The following is a 20712-nucleotide window of genomic DNA, read 5'->3' as shown; positions in this document are numbered from 1 at the left end:
CGAACCGCAGCCATATAGTCGTAGTTGTAGCCGCGGTCGGCGTCCTGCGGCTGCACGTCTGCCGCGCAGCCACAGAAATTTCACCGGGGCATGGAGCCGGGCTTCTGCTCGGCTAGGGGACTGCCGACCCGCCACAGACGGCAGTCCCCTACGACGCTCGCGTAACGTCGCCTTGTGCTGGCACTCTTCGACCTCGACAACACCCTGATCGACCGCAGCGCGGGCCTTGAGCAATGGGCTCGTGGCTTCGTGCGCTCGCGCTCTCTGCCCCAGGAGGCAGAGACTGTCATCTGCGATCGGCTCCGAGACCGGGCTCACCCTGAGGACTTCGAGGGCTTGGGGGCGGCCCTCGGCCTCAGCGACGACCCGGGCGACCTCTGGCACGAGTACGTCGATGGCCTCGCGCGGTCGGTGCGCTGTTTCCCCGGGGCCCGGGAAGGGCTCGAAGCGCTCCGCAGCGAGGGGTGGACCATCGGCATCGCGACGAACGGCGCGGGGGATATCCAGCGCGCCAAGCTCGCTGCGACCGGTCTGGCCCCGCTCTTCGACGGCATCTGTGTCTCGGGTGAGACAGGGGTGCGGAAACCGGAGCGCTGTCTCTTCGAGGCTGCGGCGGCGGGGTGCGGCGCATCGCTCAGCGCTAGTGGGTGGATGGTCGGCGACAACCCCGAGACGGACATGGGTGGGGCGAGAGCGGCGGGACTGCGGACACTTTGGGTGGCCAATGGCCGTGAATGGGCCGATGGCCTCCGCGAGCCCGACGTCATGGTGCCGGGCATCGTGGAGGCCATCGAGGTACTGCGAGGCAAACGGTCTAGGTCGGCTCGCCGTGCGGGTCTCTGTGCAGCTCCTCGAGTACGAGCGTGAGATCCGGCGACGTGTCCTTGAGACCCGCCCATCGCTCCATCACGGCGGCCGCGGCGTCGGCCAGATCGGAGGGGAGCCCCGCTTCTTCGAGAGCGTGCGCCGCCTCTTTCATCTCCGGGCCCCAGCGCCACGACCGAGCGGCGGCCTTCGGGAAATACGCCGTCTCTGCCAGGTAGCTGGTCGTACGGCCTTCGGCGATGTCGAGTAGCTCCGCCTCCACCCCGTGGTCACTGGCGAGGGCGTAGGCGACCGCGGCCAGAGCGCGGCTGGCCTTCTGGTAGCTGCTGTACGAGAGCTTGAGCGCGGACGCCTGCCCGATCTCGCCCGATAGGAGACGTGCTTGAACAGCACTCCCGTCGAAGAGTTGGGCCACCGTGCGCAGCGCGTCGGCCGGCCCGGAAAGGTAGAAGCGGGGGGTTTTTGAGTCCGACGGCGGAGACCCGATCACGGAGCCGTCGACTACGGTCGCCCCGGAACGCTGCACGATGGCACGGATGTTGGCCATCGTTGCCGGGGAGACAGCGTTCCCATCGACGTAGATTCCGGCGTACGAGCACGCCGTGACGTTCCGCGCCACGTCCTCGGCGGCGGCCGGCGGGCACAGGCTCAGAATGATGTCGGCCCGCTCGACCATCTCGCTCAGCGCGTGTACAGGCGTGAGACCGTATCGCTCGGCTCGTTCCCTGCTGCTCGCGCTGCGTCCGGCCGGACACCACAGAACCTCAGCACCCGAGCGCCGCGCCTGAGCGGCGACGGCGGCTCCCATGCTGCCCGGGTGCAGAATGCCTAGCGTCGTCATCCGACAAGCTCCCGGATGCTCCGGCTCACGGCTGAGGCGTTGGTCATGAGGGCGTCGATGATGGCGTTGGCGGACTCGGCGGGGCTGAGTTGGTCGGTCCGGAGGATGAGGGTCCATGGCTCGGCTTCGTGGGCCAACAGATCCTCCCGGGTCTCGTGCCAGACCTTCACTCGAGCCTCTACGTCCTTGTCTCCGCGGCCGATCGAACGCGACTCCGTGACGTCCAATGGGCACCACAGGAGGACGCGAATCCAGTGCAGGGGGAAGGCAGCCGCCGCACTGGCCCCCACGACTTGCCCCATGTGCAGAACGGGGATGCGGCCGGCGTCGACCAGGGCCGCGACGCCCTGCCGGTCGATGGCGTACTCGGCGCCGTAGCGGGCATTGCGGTAGAGGAGGCCTCCCGCGCGCGACAGCTCTTCGATGTGCTCAACGCTCGTGAGCCGGTATCCGGTCGTACGTCCGGGGCCAGCCTTGAGCCGCTCGAATAGCGCGAACTCCGGCCGGAGCCGAATCAGTTCACTCGTGATGGTGTCCTTGCCGGAGCCAGGGGGCCCGTACAGGATCACGCCGGACGGCATCACAGCCCGCCGCCGCTCAGCACGTCGCGCGCTTCGTCTACTAGGGCGACGGCAGCACCGAGGCTGTTGTCGACAACGAAGTGCGGGCCCTGAGGACGGAACTTCAGATCAAGCCCAGACGCGTATTCCTCCCACGCTTCCATTTTCCAGGCATCGCGTGCCGCGCCCCGGAATTCGATGTACTCACGCATCGATTCGAGGTCGCACTCAACCCATATGGTCGCCACCGAAACCCGCTTGGACCGGCAACGATTTTGGAAGCGCTGCATCCACTCGGCTTGGGCAAACTCTGCGATGAACGGAGCGTCGAGGATTGCCGAGATCCCGCAATCCAAGTTGTCCCACGCAGCTTCCATGAGGCATCGGTATTCCAGCGGCCGAACCTTTTCTCGGTAAAGATCCGAACTCCGGTCGTGCGCCTCTCCGCCCAGTGAAACAAGCAGCTGATCGACCAGCGGGCGCGTAAGTGAGTCCTTGTCGAGGATCGGCCAGCCGGTGAGGCCTCCGAGGAACTTCGCGAACTCTGACTTCCCCGACCCTGCGTACCCCCCGACCAGGATCGCGGTCGGCCCGTCAGTGCTCGCCCCTGCTGTGTGGCGGCTCCATGCGTTGACCACGCGATTGCGCAGAGCCTCGCTGTCCACATCGTCGGTTCCTTCGCGGATGCTACTCAGCGCTTTACGTACTGCGTCCGGTTGGTCGGGGAGCTTTCGCTCAGCGGAAGCGGGCGCCGGTACGGATTCCACAGGGGCATCCTCTCCGGGCAGGGCTTTACGGAAGCCGAGTTGGGCTTCATTGCGACGATAGAGACGACAATATGCCCGGCGGTAATGTGGACCGGGATATACCGAACCCTTTTCGTGGCCCCAGATCGTCTGGAAGTTCGCGGCAATGTTGAAGCCGTGCCGCTCTGCGATTTCGCGGAGCTTCTCCCCCGTGTCTTCCAGAGTGAGCCCTATCTCCTCGCGGTGCATCCGCAGGAGATCCGGCTTCCAATCCGGGTGCTTCCGAGCCATCTGCCCCTCCTAGATAGCTAGTCGGAGCCGCGAGTGTAGCGGCCCGACTAGCGCTGTGGAAATTCGTGATAGCGCATGTGTAAGCGGATGTATAAAACCGCTCGGGCTTTCTCAAGTAGCGGGACGTGATACCGGTTTTCGCGCCGCGGCGGTGAACTTGTGGCACACCGAACGAGGAGGTTCAGATGCCCCACGGCGCGGCTGTTCAGGCCCCACCCCGGTTTGCTGGAGGGTCAGTTCCCTTCCAGGGTCGCGACGCGTTGGCGCAGCTCTCCAACTTCGGTCCGCAGTTTGTCAACTTCCTCGCGCAGCTCCGTCAAGGTCCCGACCGGATCGGCGAGCTGCGCGGCGGCCTGGTCGGCGTCGGCAGTCAGGAAGACGCCCTTGCCCTGATGGCTGACGACGAGGCGGTCGGCCTTGAGCTGATTGATGGCGGCGCGGGCTACGGTCACCGTGACTCCGTAGGCCTTCTGGAGATCCCCGTACGAGGGGAGCTGCCCGGTCTCTGTGAACTCGCCGCCCGCGATGCGTCGCCGCAGGTCGTCGGCCACCTGCTGATAGGCGAACTGCTTGCCGGTCCACTCGACCATCTTCACCCCAAGTTTCGTCTCGACCCCTGCCTCATAGTGCCTGTGCCGCAGAGGTAGAACCAGCAGCCCACGCCGCTTGTTCCGTGAGGGGACTTGACTCACTCTGCCTCACAGTGCACTCTGAGGCGGAGTTACAGGGTGGCTCAGCCCGGTAGGGCAGAGCGCTTGATCGACCGGCTTGACCTGCACAAACACCCGGAGAGCTTCGACTCAAAGGCGGCTTTGAGAACTGAACAGTGATCGTGCGGGGCTGACGCGGGAGCGCGGTCGCGGTAGGTGCCTAGGGCGAGGGTCCGGAGGCAAACCGCCGTGATGGACGTCGCTCTCCCCCTACGCGCTTGGCAGGCGCCACCCGATCTTGGGTGTGGGGACGTACAGCGGGGCTCCAACGCACGTGGCGGTAAGAGTGAGACCGCCCCCGCGGCGACCGGGTGATGTCGTCGGCGGCAACGCCAGACCCACCGGCTCCGGAGAACGCCCCCTCGATGTGGGGCGCCGCCCAGTGTGGGCCGCCCTGCTGAGCGTCAGAGCAGTGACGATGACGCACCCACAGCCCCGGCCATCTGCCGCGAGGGCGCCGGATCGAATCCGGCCCGGGGCACTGCCGCCAGTCTGGCGGCCCGCCGCCTGACCGCGGCTACCCCTCCTACGGCGAGCGGTCCCCGGGTGGCACCCCGGGGACCGCGAGGGGCCGTTCCAGAGCTAAGGAGAACACGACCCATGGAGCACATCGTTGCACTTCAGGCGGTTGTTACCGCCGACAGTGTCGACCGCGAGCCGACGGATGCGGAGCTGGGCGCGATCGAGCGGGAGATGCCCGTCGTCCTGGCGGACGTCGAGCTGCTCGACGCGCAGATCGCCACCCTGGACCGCGTCCCGACCGAGCTGGACGCCCGTCGTATCCGCCGCGCCCGCCGCCGGGCCCTCGCCGCCCGCGTCGCGCTCCTCAACCACACGCCCGCCGCGATCCTGTCCGGGGGTGCGGCATGAGCGAGGGTCTGACGCTGGACGACCTGACCGTGCCGTTGCGGGCGCTGCGGCTGCTGGCCGCCGACTTCGGGCAGTTGCCCGCGCCGGTGCTGGCCGTGAGCCCGATCTATCCCGACCGGGTGAGGCTGTCGTTCCATGACGGCCCGCACGAGTTCGAGGCTTGGCGTGAGGCGCTGGGTATCGCCCCGGAGACGGTGGCGTATGACGTGCTCGACGGGGGTCGTCTGTCCAGCCTGCAGGCGTTCGTCACGTACGCCGGCGCCACGCTGGAGCTGTTGGGCTATGCCGCCGTTCCCGCCGCGGAAGCGATCGAGGGTGCGGCGTGAACGGCGTTCAGATCCGTTCAGCGGAAAAGGCGCTGTCGGTGGGCACGTGGCTGATTGTCGCGGGAGCGATGCTGTATTCGATCCTGACCGTGACCCCGCTCGCCGCGTCTCACACTCCATCCCGGTGGGCATGGACGGCCCCGATCCTGCCGTTGGTGGTGGATGCCGCGGTGGTCATCGTGGTCCGTCTGGACGCGGTCCTCGCCCGCCTCGGAGGCCAGGGCGGCAGGTGGCCAATCGTCCTGCGGTGGATGACCGGCTGCATGACGCTCGCCCTCAACGTCGCGGACTCCGCGCTGAAGAACGACCTGGTGGGCGTGGCTGTGCACTCGGTCGCGCCGCTGCTGCTGATCGTCACCGCGGAGACCGGGCTCGCCTACCGGCGCGCCATCACCGCCGCCGTGAACGCCCTGCAAGCCCGGCAGCAGGCCGAGCGGGACGCCCGCGAGCAGGCTGCGTCCCAGCGGCGCGAGGAGGCGGCCCGGCTGGCGCGGGAGCAGCGGGAGCACGCGGCGGCGCTGGCCCGTGAGGAACGCGAGCACGCCGCTGTGTTGGCCCGTGAACAGCGTGAGCATGAGGCCCGCATGGCGCGTGAACAGGCCGAGCGGGACGACCGCATGCGGCGTGAGGAACGCGAGCGCGTGCAGGCTCTCGAACGCGAGGAGCGGCAGGAGCGTGAACGCGTCGAGCGTGAGCGTGAACAGGTCCAGGCCGAGCGTGAACACCAGGCCCGGCAAGCCCGTGAGCAGGCTGAGCGCGAGCAGCGTGAGCGGACCGAGCGTGAACGCCGTGAACGGCAGGAGCGTGAGGAGCAGGCCGCGCGTGAACGCGCCGCTCTGCTGTCCGCGGGCCCCGCTACGGGGAAGCAGCCCGAGGACGTCGCCCGCGCGATCGTGCATGCCGCGTACGTGGAGGGGCTGTCGGTGAGGGCCGCTGCGGAGTTGTGTGGCTGGTCGGTGGGGTGGGTGTCTTCCCGCTACGCCGCTCTGCGCGACCCGAGCGTGGGCGGCGCTGAACTGGCCATCGCGAGCCGCTGATGGCCACGATCCCCGTCTACCGGTGGTGGCTGGCCCCGGACGGTCTGGCCACCCGCCGGCAGCTCCGCGCGATGGAACTGCGGCCCGGTGGCCAAGACGTCGCGGCCCAGGTTGAGCGCCCACGCCGCCGCCGGGGCCCGCTGGTGGCCTACCTCTACTCGATCGACCAGGCCAAGCCTGTACGGCCGATGACACCCGCGAAGTGGGCGGCTCTGGCCAAGGCGAATGCCGCCCGGCGTAGGTGCCCTGAGTGCGGGCGGGATGCCGGATACGTCATCCCGACGTCGCTTGGCATGTGTCCCGCCTGCGCCTCCCCCGAGGAACAGCTCGCTGCATAAGCCCTGTTGGCAGGCCCGGCCAAGCACCTCCTACAGCCCTGGCCGGGCCCTACTCCCATGAAGGAGTGCTCTCAGCATGACGGAACTCAGCACAGAGTCGGTAGCCGTCCAGACTGCCGTGACCGAACCGCCCCCGCCGCCCGAGGCGCAGACCAGCGCGGCCAAGGACGTGAAGGAGGTGGGGCACACGCCCGGTGGGTGGCCGGTCGTTCCGCTGGCGATGACCGGGGCGAACACGACCGTGGGCACGATCGCCGCGGCCGGTCTGGCTGGTGGACCGATCGCCGCGGCGGTGGCTGCGACCGGCATGGCCGTCCTCGGCACGGTCGCCTCCTACCGCAGCCGCAACCCCCGACCGAAGCAGGCTGCACGCCGGGCTGCTGCCCGCACCGTGGCCCGTAATCACGCCGCCCGCCACCGCTCCGGTGGCCTGACCGCAACCGGTCGTACGACTGGCGGATCGGGTCGGGTTCCGGGCCAGAAGCGGCGCGTTACCGGTACTGGCCTGGGTCGCGGCGGTGCTGGTCAGGGCCGGGCTGGGGCGGGCAAGAACCGGGCTCCGGTCTCCCTGAACAAGCCCGCCATGTCCAAGGGTCGCGGCGGGGCCGCTGGTGCGGTGCGCAAGGCGGGGCAGGTCAAGGCCCTGCGTAACGCGCAGAAGCAGGCCGGGGCATCGAGGGCGCAGAAGCGGGAGCGGGCCACTGCCGCACGCCGGGCGGTCGCCGACGCTCGCCGTAACGCTGCAAAGCCGAACAAGCCGCTGACCGGTGACAAGTCGGCAGGCAAGGCCCGGTCGGCTGGTCTGGCGGGGCGGATGCTCGGTGGGGTGGGCCGGAAGGCTCGCGCGGTGAAGCAGGCCGCGATCGCCAAACAGCGGGCCCGCAAGGACGAGGCCACGACCCGGAAGGTGGCCGGGCAGCGCGCCGGCGTGCGCAAGGCCCCGGCCCGCCAGGCCGCGCGCAAGGCCTTGCTCCGCTCCGCAGCCCGCTTCCACCGCCGCCGGGCGCTGGCCGCGCTGCTGGCCCTGCCGATCGGTGTGCTCGGGTTCCTGTCGAGCCCGCTGGGGCGAAGGTTCGGCCTTCCCTGGCTCGTGTACCCCGGCCGGCGCCTGTACCGCCGCCTGTCCGGCACAGCCCGTGACCAGCGAGCCGAGCGCGACGCCGCGATCCGGGAAGCGCGGGCCGCAGCGGAAGCCGCGGCGGAGGAGGAGGCCACCAAGGACGCAAGCGGGGGGCTCGGGGGCCAGGTGGACCGCCCGGCTGAGCGAGTCCCGGAGAACACCAACACCTCAAGCAGTGAAGGAGAGCACGTGTCCGGGTTCCAGTTCGAAGAGCACGCTGCCGAGATGGAGCAGGCCGCACAGTCCTACGACCCCGAGGACTGCATGGAGATCCTCGCCATGGTCGAGGGACTGCCGGAGGCGCTGACGTCGGTAGCCAACACCCTGCGCATCCTGGCCGAACGCTCGGACCAGGGCGGCGGCGACTTCGCGTTGGAGAAGGAAGTCGCGAGCGGGTTCAACGAGATCTTCCAGGCCCTGATGGCTGCCGTGTCGACGGCCGAAGACCTCGGGCCCACCTTCCGCCAGGTCCACGAACAGGACATCGCCCGTCACGAGGACCCGCGCAACGGTCCGGAAGCCGAGAAGGGATGGAACGTCTGAGAATGACTGCCACCACTGCCGTGAAGAAGAAGCAGCAGGCGGACAGTGGCCCGGTGCTGGACTGGAGTGCCGGTCACGGACCCGTGACCGGCGCCCTGTCCGCCACCACCGGAGCCTTCGCTGTCGCCACCACCGGAGCCGCCCTGTCCATGCCGCCTGCCTGGGCTATGGCTGTCGGTGCCGCGGGCGCCCTGGGCCACACCGTCGCGGGATTGAGGGTCCGCAACGCGGGCCGCACCCTCGCCTTCAAGGCCGCATCCTGGCTCGTTGCAGCCGGGTGGACCACCTGGGCCATCACCACCGGACCACTCTCGTGGGCCGCTCTCGGGTCGCTGGCCACGATCGGGGTGGGCATGGGCGCCGGAGCCCGCTCCGTCGCCCTCTATGAGGAAGCCCGCGAAGAGGAAGCCATCGCGGCCGAGCAGCGCGCCATCGCACGTGAGCTCTCCGCGGAGCGGCGGGCGATCGCCGCGGAGTGGGTGGAGCGCATCCAGCGGATCTGCTCCATCAGCGTGAAGGTGCTGGCCGTGGAAAAGTGGGAGACCGGTACCGGCTACTCCCTCGACTTGGAGCCGCAGGGCGGGATCACCTACGAGCGGATCGCCCAGTACTCCGTGCAACTGTCCGCGGACGCCAAGCTGCCGCACGGCTGCACCGCCACCGCCACCCCCGGCATCCACCAAGGACGGGCGATCCTCGACGTCACCACCGTCAACGTCCTCCAAGAAGAACGCGACTACCCCGAGGACTACAGCCCCCTGTCCCTGCACACGGGCATCCCGTGGGGCTACCGCACCAACGCCGAACAGATCCGCGTCTACCTGCGCGAACAGTGCGCACTCGTGGTCGGCCCGACCGGCTCGGGCAAGACCAACATGGTCCACATGATCCTGGCCGGGTTCGCTCGCGCCGAGGACATGCTCACCTGGGTCATCGACCTCAACGCCGGGTCCGCCGGCCTGCCCTGGGTCCTCCCGGCGCTGAAGGGGGAACTCCAGCGGGAGGACGGCAAGCCCGTCCGGCCCGGCATCGACTGGCTCGCCTCGTCCTATGAGGAAGCCATGCTCATGCTGGACGCCGCGCTCGCCATCGGCCTGCACCGCAAGAAGGCGTATCAGGACCTGCTCGCCAAGGCGAACACGGACCTGCTCCCGATCAGCGCCAAGATTCCCCAGATCATGCTGGTGATCGATGAAGGCGCGGAGATCCTCGTCAGCACCGACCGGCAGATGAAGCAGCTTGCGAAGAAGATCCTGGAAGTCATCCGCATGCTGCGCGCCATGGGCATCCGCACCGTGCTGACCGCCCTCGGGGCCACCGGCAGCGTGCTGGGCAACCTCATGATCCGACGCGAAGCCAAAGTCCGCGTCGCCCTCACCGGCGGCGAGACCGAAGGCATGGACCTAGGCAAGATGTTTCCTGGGCGCCGTGGTCTGCGCGTCGACCAAGCCCCCTACAAAGGCTCCGGGTTCATGGGCACCCCCGAATCCCCCGCCGGACTGTTCAAGGGATGGCGAATCAAGCCCAAGCAGATCCGGGAAATCACCGCCGCCACCAGCGACCGGCACCCCCGCCTCGATGACATCTCCGCCAAGGCCGCAGGCCCCGCCTACGCCCGACGCTGGGACGCGGAACGCACCGCATGGATGCACGACCTCACCAACACCGAACCCGACAACGGCGCAGGCGTCCCACCGCCGGCAGCACCACGGCAAGGACTGAAGCTATCCGCGCTCACCGACCACGAGGCAGCGGCGCGCTCGCAGAACGAGGAGACGCTGCGCCGTTTCCGGGCCGAGATCGACGCCGAGTTCGCGACCGCCCCCGACCCGCACAACCCGGACGCTCCCGCGGCGCCGGGGCTGAACCTGTCCGCGCTGCGGGGCGAGCGGGAGCAGGGGCCCGCATGGCTGTCCAAGGTGCTGGAGGCGATCAAGGCGACCGGGGCGGAGGGCATGAAGCCGTCCGCGGTCGCGGAACTCGTCGGCAAGGACCGCAAAACCGTCCGCGCCGCTCTCCAGACAGCCGTGGAGCGGGGCCAGCTCATCTACCGCGACAACGGACCGCACTCGGTCTACGTCCACCCCGACCACGCCTGAACAGCGCGCACACAGAGCTACCGGGTAGTGGGTAGTGGGGAACGCCCCACTACCCAGTAAACCCCGCTACTGGGGCGCACAGGGCCTCTCAATAGGCATCCCCCACTGGGGACCCCACTACCCACTACCCAGTACGCCCCACTAGAACCGTCACGCAATGTCACCACGCGGGCGGCATCCGCACCGCCGGATGCCGCCCGCTCCCCGTCCCCGGGAGGTCCGCTCGTGATCGTCACCCTGTCCGCCGTCGCCCTCTTCGGAGTCCTGACCGCCGTCCTCGTCCGCTCCCGCACGGTCGGCCCGCTCGCCGCTACCGCGGTGTTCCTCTTCGGATTCTTCACCGCCGACACCGGAGCCGCCACCGCGATACGCACCACCCTGCACGCCCTCATCAACGCCGCATCCCACATCAACTGACCCGGCGGGAGGCACCGCCATGAACGACACCCAAGCCAGCGCCACCGACGGATGGCCCCGCATGAGCGACGCCGAAGCCAATGCCGAAGCACAACGGATCATCGATGCGGTCTACCGCCCCACACCGCCGACCAGGCCCATACCGACGTTCTACCGAGACGACACCGAGCCCCCGCCCATTGGGGGCGCACAGCCCGTCCCACAACCGGATCACCGCATCGTGCCCCCGTGGGCGGCGGGCACCGCCGTGGCCGGGATCGGCACCGGAGCCGCGTTCGTCGGCGTCGGATGCGGGATCTGGCTCGCCTGCAAGGGATTCGCTGCCGTGACCCTGACCAGCGTCCTGTTCGTCACCCTCCCGATCGCCGCGCTGGCCGCCGTCACAGTCGCGGTCGGATCCGCGGTCCGCTCCGTGAAGGCCACCCGCACCGAGACACACCACCACTACGCCGGACCGGTCCGGCAGGAGACCAACACCATCACCGCCCCCGTGTACGGGCTCATCGCCCGAAACCGCAACGAACTCCACCGCTGAGGAGAGCAATGTTCGAGATCCGCATCATCTGCGACCCCACCGACACCGATCACGTGGTCGCCGCGCTGGACAGCACTTTCACCGCTGGCACCGTCAGCGTGTACCCCACCCGTGACGGCAAGCGGCACCGCCTCTACCTCCGCGCCGAGCACCGCACCGAGCCTGAGCCGTGGCCGACACCGAAAGAGGCGTACGCACTGGCCCCCAGCATCATCAGCGAAGTCGGCTGGACGACCCGCACCGTGGCCGACGCCGAGTGCTTCACAGAACTGGAGCGGGAGTACTACCTCCGCAAAGCCGCTCTGCTGGACCGCGTCGCGCTGCTGGACGAGTTCAACGATCCTTACGGCGACGCACCGGTAGCCGCGTTGGCCGCCGCCACGTACCTGCTCGACGTGGACAGGGCGAACACCGGACCCACCTTCGCCGCCCACGCCGACGCCGACCCGCTCGGCTACGTCCGCCAGCAGTACCAGGCATGGCGCAAGCAGGAACAGCGAGCCGAGCGCATCGCCGCCGGACGGTGCCCCAACTGCGGCTGGAAGGAGTGGGACTGCAACTGCGCTGACCACCCGGACGCCTAGCTACGCCAAGGGCGGCCCCCACTCCGCCAAGAACCGGGGCCGCCCTTGTCACCAGCACTGCCAAGAGAACTGGAGACCTACAGCATGCCCGAACCCTCCGGCATCCTCACCGCCGACCTGTCCTGCCTGCCCTTGCTCGCCGCAGCCCTCACCGCGGCCGAACGCGGCTGGCCCGTCATCCCGCTCCGGCCCGGCGGCAAACGCCCTGCGGGACACAAAGAGGAGTACTGCCCCGGCACCGGACGCTGCGCAGACGGCCACAAGACCCCCGAACAGCGAGCCACCACCAACCCGGAACTCATCCACGCCGCGTGGGCCCACCACCCCTACAACGTCGGCATCGCAACCGGCCCCGCCGGCCTGCTCGTCATCGACCTCGACCCGGTCAAGCCAGAAGAGCCAGAAGGAGCGCCTGACGGCGCCACTTCCCTGCAAGCGCTCTGCGAGCGCACCGGACAGGCGGTCCCCGACACCTACCGGGTGCGGACCGCGCGCGGTCACCACCTCTACTTCACCGCCCCCACCGGGGTACAGCTGAAGAACAGCGCGAACCGTCTCGGTCCGCACATCGACACCCGCGCGTGGGGTGGCTACGTCGTCGCCCCCGGCAGCACCACCCCCGACGGCACCTACGAGATCGCCCACGACGTGCCCGTGGCCGAACTCCCCGGCTGGCTCACTCAGCTGCTGGTAGAGCCTGACAGGCCCGCACCGGTTCCCGTGCGCGTGCACGACGGCACAAAGGCCGCCAAGGTCGCCTTGGACCTCGAGTGCGCCGTTATCCAGGCCGCGACCAAAGGCGGGCCAGACGGGCGGAACAACACCCTGCACAAGAGCGCCTGCAAAGTGGCCCGGTTCGTCGCATGGGGCGACATCCCCCGGCACGTGGCCGAGGAGGCAATCCAGGGAGCGGGGGAGTCGACCGGCCTGTCACCCGCCGAGTGCCGCACCACCATCCGCAGCGCCATGGACTGGGTCATCACCCACGCCACCCCGCGGCAGCCAGTCTCATGACCGCCCCCCAATCCCCCCACCTGGATTGCCCCACCGCCCCCACCCACCAGCCGCACGCCGCTCCACAGCCTGTGGACACGACGGCCGTGGGCGAGCCGAAAGGCGCCGCCCGCAAGGGCGTCCCTTCTGCTCTTCGCTCTGACCCGAACGGTGACGACGGCCGCCGCCCCGTCGCCTGGCTGCACATCCGCGCACCGCACGGTGTCACACCGAGCGCCGCATCCACGTGCATGTGCGGCAGGGACCTCCGCGCGTTCGGCCGGCACCGCGTGCTCGCCCTCATCGAAGACCACGCCGACCACCGCAACCACTGTCCGCTCCGCAACTCGCAGGAAGGGAGGACCGCAGCATGACCGACACGACCGACGATCGATGCGAGGATCTGCCGCCGCCGTCCAACCCCCTGGCCGTCGCCCGCCGCCTCCTGCCTGACTGGCAGACCGAAGGCGGACAACTCACCTGGCGACGGTGGCGCGGCTCGTGGATGCGCTGGACGGGAACGCACTGGCGTGAGACCGACGAAGCGCAGGTCCGCAAGGCCATGTACGAGCGTCTGGAGTACGCCGTCTACCAGGCGCCCGCCAAGGACGGGCAGATGGAGGAACGAGCCTGGGCACCGACGAAGCAGAAGATCAGCAACCTGTTCGACGCACTCGGGTCCATCACCCTGCTGCCCACCGACACCGACGCCCCCGCCTGGATCAACGGCACGAGCACGGAGACGCCGGACGGGCCGATCGTGGCCTGTGAGAACGGCCTGCTGCGGATCCGGGACCGGGCAATGGTGCCGCACAGCCCCGGCTTCTTCAACCTCGTCTCCGTCCCCTTCACCTACGACCCCCACGCCACCGCACCCACCTGGGAAGACTTCCTCAACCAAATCTGGCCCAACGACCCCGACGCCATCCAGGCCGTGCAGGAATGGTTCGGCTACGTCCTGTCCGGCCGCACCGACCAACAGAAGATCCTGCTCATGGTCGGCCCCTCACGCTCCGGCAAAGGCACCATCGCCCGAATCCTCAAAGAGCTGATCGGCAAGGACAACCTGGCAGGTCCCACCCTTGCCGGGATGGGCACGAACTTCGGTCTATCCACGCTGATCGGCAAACCGCTCGCGGTCATCTCGGACGCCCGGCTGTCCGGCAGCGACAACAGCCAGGTCGTGGAACGGCTCCTGACCATCTCCGGTGAGGACACCATCGACATCGACCGCAAATACCGCGAGGTATGGACCGGCAAACTCCCCACCCGACTGATGGTCCTGTCCAACGAGCTGCCGCACTTCGGCGACTCCTCAGGCGTCATCGCCCGCCGCTTCGTCGTCCTCAACATGACCGTGTCCTGGCTCGGCAAGGAAGACCCCACCCTGTTCGACCGACTCGTCGCCGAGATGCCCGGCATCCTGAACTGGGCCCTGGACGGACTCGCCCGCCTGGAGACCAAGGGCCGGATCACGGAACCCAAGTGCAGCCGGGAAGCGGTCACCACCATGCAGGACACCGCCTCACCCACGAGCGCATTCATCCGCGAACGCTGCACCACGGGGCCTACCTGCGTCGTCGCCGTCGACACCCTGTGGTCCGACTGGCGGGAGTGGGCCGAGGACAACAACGTCAAGCCCGGGACGAAGCAGGTCTTCGGCCGCAACCTGCTCTCCGTAGTCCCCCAGCTCACGCTCGCTCGCCCCCGCGCCGGTGACGCCCGCGTCCGCACCTACACCGGAATCACCCTGCTCCCGCCGGGAGCACCCGAGTAACCCACGTCCACAATCCGCCGGGTCGCGGACCACTGCGGACCACCCCGCCCGACCTGCGCATTTACCAGCCGTGGATCGCGGACCACTGCGGACCACGCCACCACCGGCGGTCCGCGATGGTCCGCACACCGCCCCCACAAAACCGCAGGTCAGCGGGGGTGGTCCGCGATGGTCCGCGACCCACGGCATTGTCACCCCAACCCACGCCCCGGCCATTCCCGCAGAGGAGTCACAACCATGGCCCGCCCCAAGATGCTCAAGCTCCCCGAAGTCCTCGAAGAGATCGACATGAGCCGCGCCGCCTTCTACCGCATGCGCGCCCGTGGGCTGGCGCCGCGACTCGTGAAGCTGCCCAACGGTCACCTGCGGGTACGCCGCAACGACCTGGACGACTGGCTCAACAACTTGGACTCCCCCGCCTACTGATCACACCGACTCACCAACACCACCCCCAGGGGCCCGGCTCATGCCGAGCCCCTTTCGCAGGAAGGCCCCCGATGGGGAAGACGTACGACATTCGGATCTGGTCTGTCCGGCAGCGGAAGGACCGCGGACAGTCCTCCGCGGAATTGCGCTGGAAGACAGGTGAGACCCCGCACTCTCAGACGTTCCGCACCAAGACGCTGGCGGAGGGCCGACGTGCCGAGCTGCTGCGGGCCGCGCACGCTGGCGAGCCGTTCGACGAGTCCACTGGGGTACCGCTCTCTGAGCTGCGGCAGCGCAACGACGTGAGTTGGTACCGGCACGCCCGCGAGTACATCGAGATGAAGTGGCAGCACTCCCCCGGCTCCACACGCCGGACGCTCGCGGAAGCCATGGCCACTGTCACGCCCGCCCTCATTAGGGACACCAAAGGCATGGCCGACGCTCAGACGGTACGGACGGCCCTCTATAGCTGGGCATTCAACGTGAGCCGCCGTGACCAGGAACCGCCGGGCGACGTGGCTGCCGTGCTGGCGTGGTTCGAACGGAAGTCCCTGCCCACGTCCGCGCTGGCCGACCGCATGCAGGTACGCGCCGCCCTGGACGCCCTGACCAAGAAGTTGGACGGCACCATGGCGTCCGCGTCGACCATCCGCCGGAAGCGGGCCATCTTTCACAACGCACTCGGCTACGCCGTCGACGCTGGCCGCCTGACGGACAACCCTCTGCCACAGGTGCAGTGGAAAGCTCCGGAGCAGGTAGCGGAGGAACTGGACCCCGCCTCAGTGCCAGACCCCCGGCAGGCTCTCGCGCTGCTCGATGCCGTGCGCACGCAGAGCCCCCGCGGGCGGCGCCTGGTCGCGTTCTTCGGCTGCATGTACTACGCGGCGGCACGGCCGGCGGAAGTCATCGGCCTCCGTCTCCAGGACTGCGACCTACCCCGTAGGGGGTGGGGCACTCTGCGGCTCCGAGAGACCCGTCCGCGCTCGGGGGCGGCCTGGACGGACAGCGGCGAGGCACACGACCGGCGGGGACTCAAGCACCGGCCGCGGAAAGCAGTGCGCGCCGTGCCAATCCCGCCCGATCTCGTGAATCTGCTGCGGTGGCACGTCACGGCATACGGCGTCGCCCCCGACGGGCGGCTGTTCCGGACGCAACGCGGCGGACTCATCCAGGACACCGGATACGGCGAGGTGTGGGCGGAAGCCCGCGCGCGTGCTCTCACGCCCGCTCAGTGCTCGTCATTACTCGCGAAGCGTCCATATGATCTTCGCCATGCCGCAGTGTCCACATGGCTCAGCTCCGGTGTGGAACCACAAGAGGTGGCCGCACGCGCGGGCCACAGCGTGGCCGTGCTGTTCCGCGTGTACGCGAAGTGCCTGGACGGCGGCGCCGCCAAGGCGAACGCCCGAATCGAGCGGGCACTGAAGAACAGCAGTTAGGAGGGCCAAGAGCTGCCCCACGCCTGCCCCACAAGAACTGGTCAACACCCGAATCAGGGTGAGACACACTGGGAAATAACGCCTATAGCGACCAGGTCTGGTCCGTGAACGACGAAAGGGTCCGCTCCCAGCATTTACGCTGGTCACGGACCCTTTCGGCCATGTGGCGGCGCCAGGATTCGAACCTGGGAAGGCTGAGCCGGCAGATTTACAGTCTGCTCCCTTTGGCCGCTCGGGCACACCGCCGGGGTTGCTGCCCCGGAGCCGCATTTCTGCGCTGCTCCCTGGCAACGACGTAAACGATACCTGATGCGGAGGGGTGCTTCGCCACCCAATAGGTCGCCGCCCTGAACGGGCCGGGTGGCTAGGCTTAGCCGGATGCGGCCCGGGATCGTCGCCGGGCCGGGCGGCCCCGCTTCCGCTCGCCGAGACCCGCCGCGTTCCACCCTGTTCCATCCCGAACCATCCCGATACAAGGAGCCACAGGACATGGCCGACTCCAGTTTCGACATCGTCTCGAAGGTCGAGCGGCAGGAGGTCGACAACGCCCTCAACCAGGCCGCCAAGGAGATCTCGCAGCGCTACGACTTCAAGAACGTCGGTGCCTCGATCGCCTGGTCCGGCGAGAAGATCCTGATGCAGGCCAACTCCGAGGACCGGGTGAACGCCATCCTCGACGTCTTCCAGTCGAAGCTGGTCAAGCGCGGGGTCTCCCTGAAGTCGCTCGACGCCGGCGAGCCGCAGCTCTCCGGCAAGGAGTACAAGATCTTCGCCACGATCGAGGAGGGCATCTCCCAGGAGAACGCCAAGAAGGTGGCGAAGATCATCCGCGATGAGGGCCCGAAGGGCATCAAGGCGCAGGTGCAGGGCGACGAACTTCGCGTCAGCTCCAAGAGCCGCGACGACCTCCAGACCGTCATCGCTCTCCTGAAGAACCAGGACTTCGACTTCGCACTGCAGTTCGTGAACTACCGGTAGCCCGATCGGCGGTACGACAAAGGGTGGACACCCTCGACGGGGTGCCCACCCTTGTTCGTTGGTGGCTGCTGCTTCCAGGGGCGCCGCTCAGCGGCGCGAGTCGCCGAACAAGAGGCGGTAGATGATCAGCAGTACCAGTGAGCCGCCGATCGCCGCCGCCCAGGTGGGACCGTCGAAGAAGTGCTTGCTGATCGGGTGGTGAAGCCACCGGGCGGAGATCCAGCCGCCGACGAAGGCACCCGCGATCCCGATGAGGATGGTGCCGATGAAGCCGCCGGGGTCCTTGCCCGGCAGGAGCAATTTGGCGATCGCGCCCGCCAGCAGCCCCAGAAAGATCCAACCGACAATGCCCATGCCCTGAACCTGCCTCTCCGCGCTGTGCCTGTGCTGTGCTCCTGCTCCGGCCAGGCTGTGTTCATTCGTCGATACCAGTTGAGAAGGCGATCGTGCTCGATACCGTGTTCGTGCGGGCCCGTCGCTGTCGGGGAGGACGCGTCACCCCCGGCCGCCGGTTGCAGGAATCGGCATGGTGCGCCGCATGACACGGTCCGGGGCACGCCGGCCCGCCGACGTGCGGCTCCACCGGGCACGCGGGCCTGGGGCGGCGGGGTCCGGCGTGCGACGGCCGTACGCCGCGCGGTGGCCATGAGGCTGCCCCGGCTTCCAGGTGGCCCTCCCGCGACCGCGTCCGGTTACGCCGTCCGCGTGACACCCGTGCGCATCGGGAAGTCCGCCCACGGCACCAGGTCATCGCCCTCGTGGGACTCCTCGTACCAGCCCGTGCCGTCGAGCCAGGTCTGAAGCCATTCCGCGAGGCTGGGGGCATCGACGTACCAGGCGTGCCGGGCGTCGTCGGCATTCGGCTCGTAGAGCAGCACCATTCCCTGCTCGGTGCTGCAGTCCACGCACGCGTACATTCCGCAGCCCCAGTGCGATATCGGCAGCACGCCCTCCGGCCAGGGCCAGTCGGGGTCCTTGCGGCCGCTCTCACGGTTCGCGAGGTACTGCGGGACGGCGGCCGGCTCTCCGGAGGGCGGACTGTCGAGCAGGGGCAGCAGTCCGTATTCCGGGCCGAATCCGCCGTCCCCTATCCGCAGATAGAGCGCGCTGAGCAGTGGCGGCAGAGTGAAGCCCAAAGCCGTCTCGGCGCGGGCGACGGCGGCCCCCTCCACAGGTTCGGGCAGCGAGGACCAGCCCCACGGACGGATATTGCGGGCCTGGTCCGCCACCCTGTCCAGCAACTGCTCGTTCTCGGTCATGGATTCATGATGCAGGGGGCCACTGACATCCGGACCGGCCTGTGGACGACTGGCCACATCGATCAGTCCGTCAGCATGGGCGTGAAGTCGGCGACGCCGAACGGGATCGTCTCGGAACGTTCCCGATCACGCTACAAGGCCCTTGCGGTTCCGTCTGAGCGCATGACCAGCTGATACTTGTGGTGGCAGGCAGTGCCGAGGGAGCGACCTGGAGAGGTGCCGATCATGAAGGTGTTCAACCTGCTGCTCAACATCCTGTGGCTCGTCCTCTGCGGCATCTGGATGGCGCTCGGGTACCTGATCGCCGCGTTGATCTGCTTCGTACTGATCGTCACCATCCCGTTCGGCATCGCGTCGCTGCGCATCGCCGGGTTCGTCCTGTGGCCGTTCGGCCGCACCACGGTGGAGCGGCCGGGCGCCGGGGCGCCGTCGTGCGTCGGCAACGTGATCTGGGTGATCTTCGCGGGGTGGTGGCTGGCTCTGGGACACCTGATCACGAGCATCCCTCTGTTTCTGTCGATCATCGGCATCCCCTTCGGGTGGGCCAACCTGAAGCTCATCCCGATCTCGCTCATGCCCCTCGGCCGTGAGGTGGTTGCGACGGACCAGGCTTTCGGCGGGCGCTGAGCCACCGCTCCGGCCATGGCACGGGGCGTCCCGCGCCTGTCGGTCCCGGTCGGATGAGCTTCCCGTGGCCGGTTGCGTCAGGGGTGCCCAAGGCGCCCTGGACAGCCTCCTTCGCCAGGCTGAACCCGCGTCAGTCAGGCAAGCGGTCAGGCCGGGCTCGACGCTGCGGGCGATGACGCCGACCCGGTACGCAAAGGCGGGAACTGTCCCGGGCGGCGTCCGCGGACACGTATCCGCGAAACAGTCAGAAGCCGCTCAGGGCGGGTCACATGACGTTCTGGACGGCCGTCATCGTTGGCGCCCTGCCATCTGGTCGAGCCGGGCGATGCGCTCCGCCATCGGCGGGTGCGTGGAGAACATCCTGGAGATTCCCTGCCCTGGACGGAAGGGGTTGGCGATCATCATGTGGCTCGCCGTCTCGATGCGTGGTTCGGGGGGCAGCGGAAGCTGCTGGGTGCCCAGCTCCAGCTTTCGCAGGGCGCTGGCCAGTGCGAGGGGGTCACCGGTCAGCTGGGCTCCGGACGCGTCCGCCTCGTACTCCCTGGAGCGGCTGATGGCGAGCTGGATGAGGGTCGCGGCGAGCGGGCCCAGGATCATGATCAGCAACAGGCCGAGGATGCCGGGGCCGTCATCGTCGTCCGAACGGCCCACCGGGATCAGCCAGGCGAAGTTCACCAGGAACATGATCACGGAGGCAAGGGCTCCGGCGACCGACGAGATCAGGATGTCGCGGTTGTAGACGTGGCTCAGCTCGTGTCCGATGACGCCGCGCAGTTCGCGCTCGTCCAGCAGACGGAGGATGCCTTCGGTGCAGCACACGGCCGCGTTGCGCGGGTTGCGGCCCGTCGCGAACGCGTTCGGGGCCTCTGTCGGGGAGATGTAGAGGCGGGGCATGGGCTGGCGGGCCTGGTTGGAGAGGTCACGGACCATGCGGTACAGGGCGGGGGCCTCGAACTCGCTCACCGGGCGTGCGCGCATCGCGCGTAGAGCCAGCTTGTCGCTGTTCCAGTACGCGTACGCGTTCGTGCCGAGCGCGATGAGGACAGCGACGACCAGTCCCGTACGGCCGAAGAAGCTGCCGATAACGATGATGAGTGCGGACAGCCCCCCGAGGAGTACTGCGGTCCTTAGCCCGTTGTGCCGGCGGTGCACGGTACGCCCTCCAAGTGGTGCGGCAGGGGAACCCTTGTCTGCGAGTGCTGTTGACTCCACCTCTCAGTGGACCCTCCCGAACTGGTCAACGCGAGGCGAGGAGTGTGAGTTCCCTGGTGTGCACGCCGGAGCGGGTGGACCGTCCGGGTGATTCCGCGAGCGCCCCGCAGCGGCGCCCGCGGAATCACCGGCCCAGGCACCGACGGTATCGGCGGACGC

At 68.6% G+C, this 20712-nt stretch carries 23 protein-coding genes and 1 tRNA gene; 16 read left to right on the top strand and 8 right to left on the bottom strand.

Going from position 1 to position 20712, the window contains the following annotated elements; all coding sequences use genetic code 11:
- The first annotated feature begins 174 nt into the window (after positions 1–174).
- Positions 175–867: an HAD family hydrolase gene (locus ABZ845_RS04185; protein ID WP_360972754.1), complete on the top strand. Its 693-nt coding sequence runs from the start codon at positions 175–177 to the stop codon at positions 865–867.
- On the opposite strand, the gene ABZ845_RS04180 is transcribed toward ABZ845_RS04185, so the two are convergent.
- From ABZ845_RS04180 to ABZ845_RS04165, 4 genes are all read right to left on the bottom strand, one after another.
- Positions 815–1666, bottom strand: a complete 852-nt coding sequence (locus ABZ845_RS04180) for a DUF1932 domain-containing protein (RefSeq protein ID WP_360972752.1) — start codon at positions 1664–1666, stop codon at positions 815–817. The genes ABZ845_RS04185 and ABZ845_RS04180 overlap by 53 nt on opposite strands.
- Positions 1663–2247, bottom strand: coding sequence for a guanylate kinase (locus ABZ845_RS04175; RefSeq protein ID WP_360972750.1), 585 nt, complete (start codon positions 2245–2247; stop codon positions 1663–1665). Before ABZ845_RS04175 ends, ABZ845_RS04180 begins: the two co-directional genes overlap by 4 nt.
- Entirely contained in the window at positions 2247–3263 is a 1017-nt protein-coding gene (locus ABZ845_RS04170; RefSeq protein WP_360972748.1) for an AAA family ATPase, read from the bottom strand. The genes ABZ845_RS04175 and ABZ845_RS04170 overlap by 1 nt, the downstream gene beginning before the upstream one ends.
- Before the next feature lie 233 nt (positions 3264–3496).
- Positions 3497–3853: a winged helix-turn-helix domain-containing protein gene (locus ABZ845_RS04165; RefSeq protein WP_360973079.1), complete on the bottom strand. Its 357-nt coding sequence runs from the start codon at positions 3851–3853 to the stop codon at positions 3497–3499.
- Positions 3854–4573: 720 nt separating this feature from the next.
- On the opposite strand from ABZ845_RS04165, the gene ABZ845_RS04160 reads away from it, so the two are divergent.
- From ABZ845_RS04160 to ABZ845_RS04100, 13 genes are all read left to right on the top strand, one after another.
- Positions 4574–4843, top strand: a complete 270-nt coding sequence (locus ABZ845_RS04160) for a DUF6284 family protein (RefSeq protein WP_360972746.1) — start codon at positions 4574–4576, stop codon at positions 4841–4843.
- Complete coding sequence (locus ABZ845_RS04155; RefSeq protein WP_360972744.1) at positions 4840–5169, top strand: hypothetical protein; 330 nt, start codon at positions 4840–4842, stop codon at positions 5167–5169. The genes ABZ845_RS04160 and ABZ845_RS04155 overlap by 4 nt, the downstream gene beginning before the upstream one ends.
- Complete coding sequence (locus ABZ845_RS04150) at positions 5166–6206, top strand: DUF2637 domain-containing protein (protein ID WP_360972742.1); 1041 nt, start codon at positions 5166–5168, stop codon at positions 6204–6206. Before ABZ845_RS04155 ends, ABZ845_RS04150 begins: the two co-directional genes overlap by 4 nt.
- Positions 6206–6544 carry an RRQRL motif-containing zinc-binding protein gene (locus tag ABZ845_RS04145; protein ID WP_360972740.1) on the top strand — a complete coding sequence of 113 codons (339 nt, stop codon included), beginning with the start codon at positions 6206–6208 and terminating at the stop codon, positions 6542–6544. The genes ABZ845_RS04150 and ABZ845_RS04145 overlap by 1 nt, the downstream gene beginning before the upstream one ends.
- Before the next feature lie 76 nt (positions 6545–6620).
- Positions 6621–8207 carry a hypothetical protein gene (locus tag ABZ845_RS04140; protein ID WP_360972738.1) on the top strand — a complete coding sequence of 529 codons (1587 nt, stop codon included), beginning with the start codon at positions 6621–6623 and terminating at the stop codon, positions 8205–8207.
- A 2-nt stretch (positions 8208–8209) separates the two neighbouring features.
- A complete protein-coding gene (locus ABZ845_RS04135) occupies positions 8210–10306 on the top strand; it encodes a hypothetical protein (RefSeq protein WP_360972736.1) in 2097 nt (698 codons plus the stop codon).
- Between the two features lie 225 nt (positions 10307–10531).
- Positions 10532–10723: a hypothetical protein gene (locus tag ABZ845_RS04130; RefSeq protein ID WP_360972734.1), complete on the top strand. Its 192-nt coding sequence runs from the start codon at positions 10532–10534 to the stop codon at positions 10721–10723.
- A gap of 19 nt (positions 10724–10742) precedes the next feature.
- Positions 10743–11258: a hypothetical protein gene (locus ABZ845_RS04125; protein WP_360972732.1), complete on the top strand. Its 516-nt coding sequence runs from the start codon at positions 10743–10745 to the stop codon at positions 11256–11258.
- An 8-nt stretch (positions 11259–11266) separates the two neighbouring features.
- Positions 11267–11842: a hypothetical protein gene (locus ABZ845_RS04120; RefSeq protein WP_360972730.1), complete on the top strand. Its 576-nt coding sequence runs from the start codon at positions 11267–11269 to the stop codon at positions 11840–11842.
- Between the two features lie 84 nt (positions 11843–11926).
- Positions 11927–12856, top strand: a complete 930-nt coding sequence (locus ABZ845_RS04115; RefSeq protein ID WP_360972728.1) for a bifunctional DNA primase/polymerase — start codon at positions 11927–11929, stop codon at positions 12854–12856.
- Between the two features lie 349 nt (positions 12857–13205).
- Complete coding sequence (locus ABZ845_RS04110; RefSeq protein ID WP_360972726.1) at positions 13206–14612, top strand: phage/plasmid primase, P4 family; 1407 nt, start codon at positions 13206–13208, stop codon at positions 14610–14612.
- A gap of 237 nt (positions 14613–14849) precedes the next feature.
- On the top strand, positions 14850–15038 hold the full coding sequence (locus ABZ845_RS04105; RefSeq protein ID WP_360972724.1) for a helix-turn-helix domain-containing protein: 189 nt from the start codon (positions 14850–14852) through the stop codon (positions 15036–15038).
- Between the two features lie 71 nt (positions 15039–15109).
- Positions 15110–16477, top strand: coding sequence for a tyrosine-type recombinase/integrase (locus ABZ845_RS04100; RefSeq protein ID WP_360972722.1), 1368 nt, complete (start codon positions 15110–15112; stop codon positions 16475–16477).
- Between the two features lie 164 nt (positions 16478–16641).
- On the opposite strand, the gene ABZ845_RS04095 is transcribed toward ABZ845_RS04100, so the two are convergent.
- Positions 16642–16723, bottom strand: a tRNA-Tyr gene (locus tag ABZ845_RS04095).
- 243 nt (positions 16724–16966) lie between these two features.
- On the opposite strand from ABZ845_RS04095, the gene ABZ845_RS04090 reads away from it, so the two are divergent.
- Positions 16967–17455, top strand: coding sequence for a YajQ family cyclic di-GMP-binding protein (locus tag ABZ845_RS04090; RefSeq protein ID WP_360972720.1), 489 nt, complete (start codon positions 16967–16969; stop codon positions 17453–17455).
- Between the two features lie 87 nt (positions 17456–17542).
- Here ABZ845_RS04090 and ABZ845_RS04085 read toward each other — a convergent pair whose 3' ends face one another.
- Together ABZ845_RS04085 and ABZ845_RS04080 are read right to left on the bottom strand one after the other, a co-directional pair.
- Positions 17543–17809 (bottom strand): GlsB/YeaQ/YmgE family stress response membrane protein, encoded by a 267-nt coding sequence (locus ABZ845_RS04085; protein ID WP_360972718.1) that lies wholly within the window; start codon positions 17807–17809, stop codon positions 17543–17545.
- Between the two features lie 338 nt (positions 17810–18147).
- Positions 18148–18714, bottom strand: coding sequence for an SMI1/KNR4 family protein (locus ABZ845_RS04080; protein ID WP_360972716.1), 567 nt, complete (start codon positions 18712–18714; stop codon positions 18148–18150).
- A 225-nt stretch (positions 18715–18939) separates the two neighbouring features.
- Between ABZ845_RS04080 and ABZ845_RS04075 the strand changes: the two genes are divergently transcribed.
- The gene (locus ABZ845_RS04075) at positions 18940–19341 is read left to right on the top strand and encodes a YccF domain-containing protein (protein ID WP_360972714.1); all 402 of its coding nucleotides are present in this window, start codon (positions 18940–18942) and stop codon (positions 19339–19341) included.
- Positions 19342–19629: 288 nt separating this feature from the next.
- Here the strand turns inward: ABZ845_RS04075 and htpX are convergent, their stop codons facing one another.
- Positions 19630–20493: a zinc metalloprotease HtpX gene (htpX, locus tag ABZ845_RS04070; RefSeq protein ID WP_360972712.1), complete on the bottom strand. Its 864-nt coding sequence runs from the start codon at positions 20491–20493 to the stop codon at positions 19630–19632.
- Positions 20494–20712: the final 219 nt, after the last annotated feature.

This window comes from Streptomyces sp. NPDC047022, from assembly GCF_040644155.1.
Taxonomy (GTDB): domain Bacteria; phylum Actinomycetota; class Actinomycetes; order Streptomycetales; family Streptomycetaceae; genus Streptomyces.
This window is presented reverse-complemented; position numbering and strand designations above follow the sequence as displayed.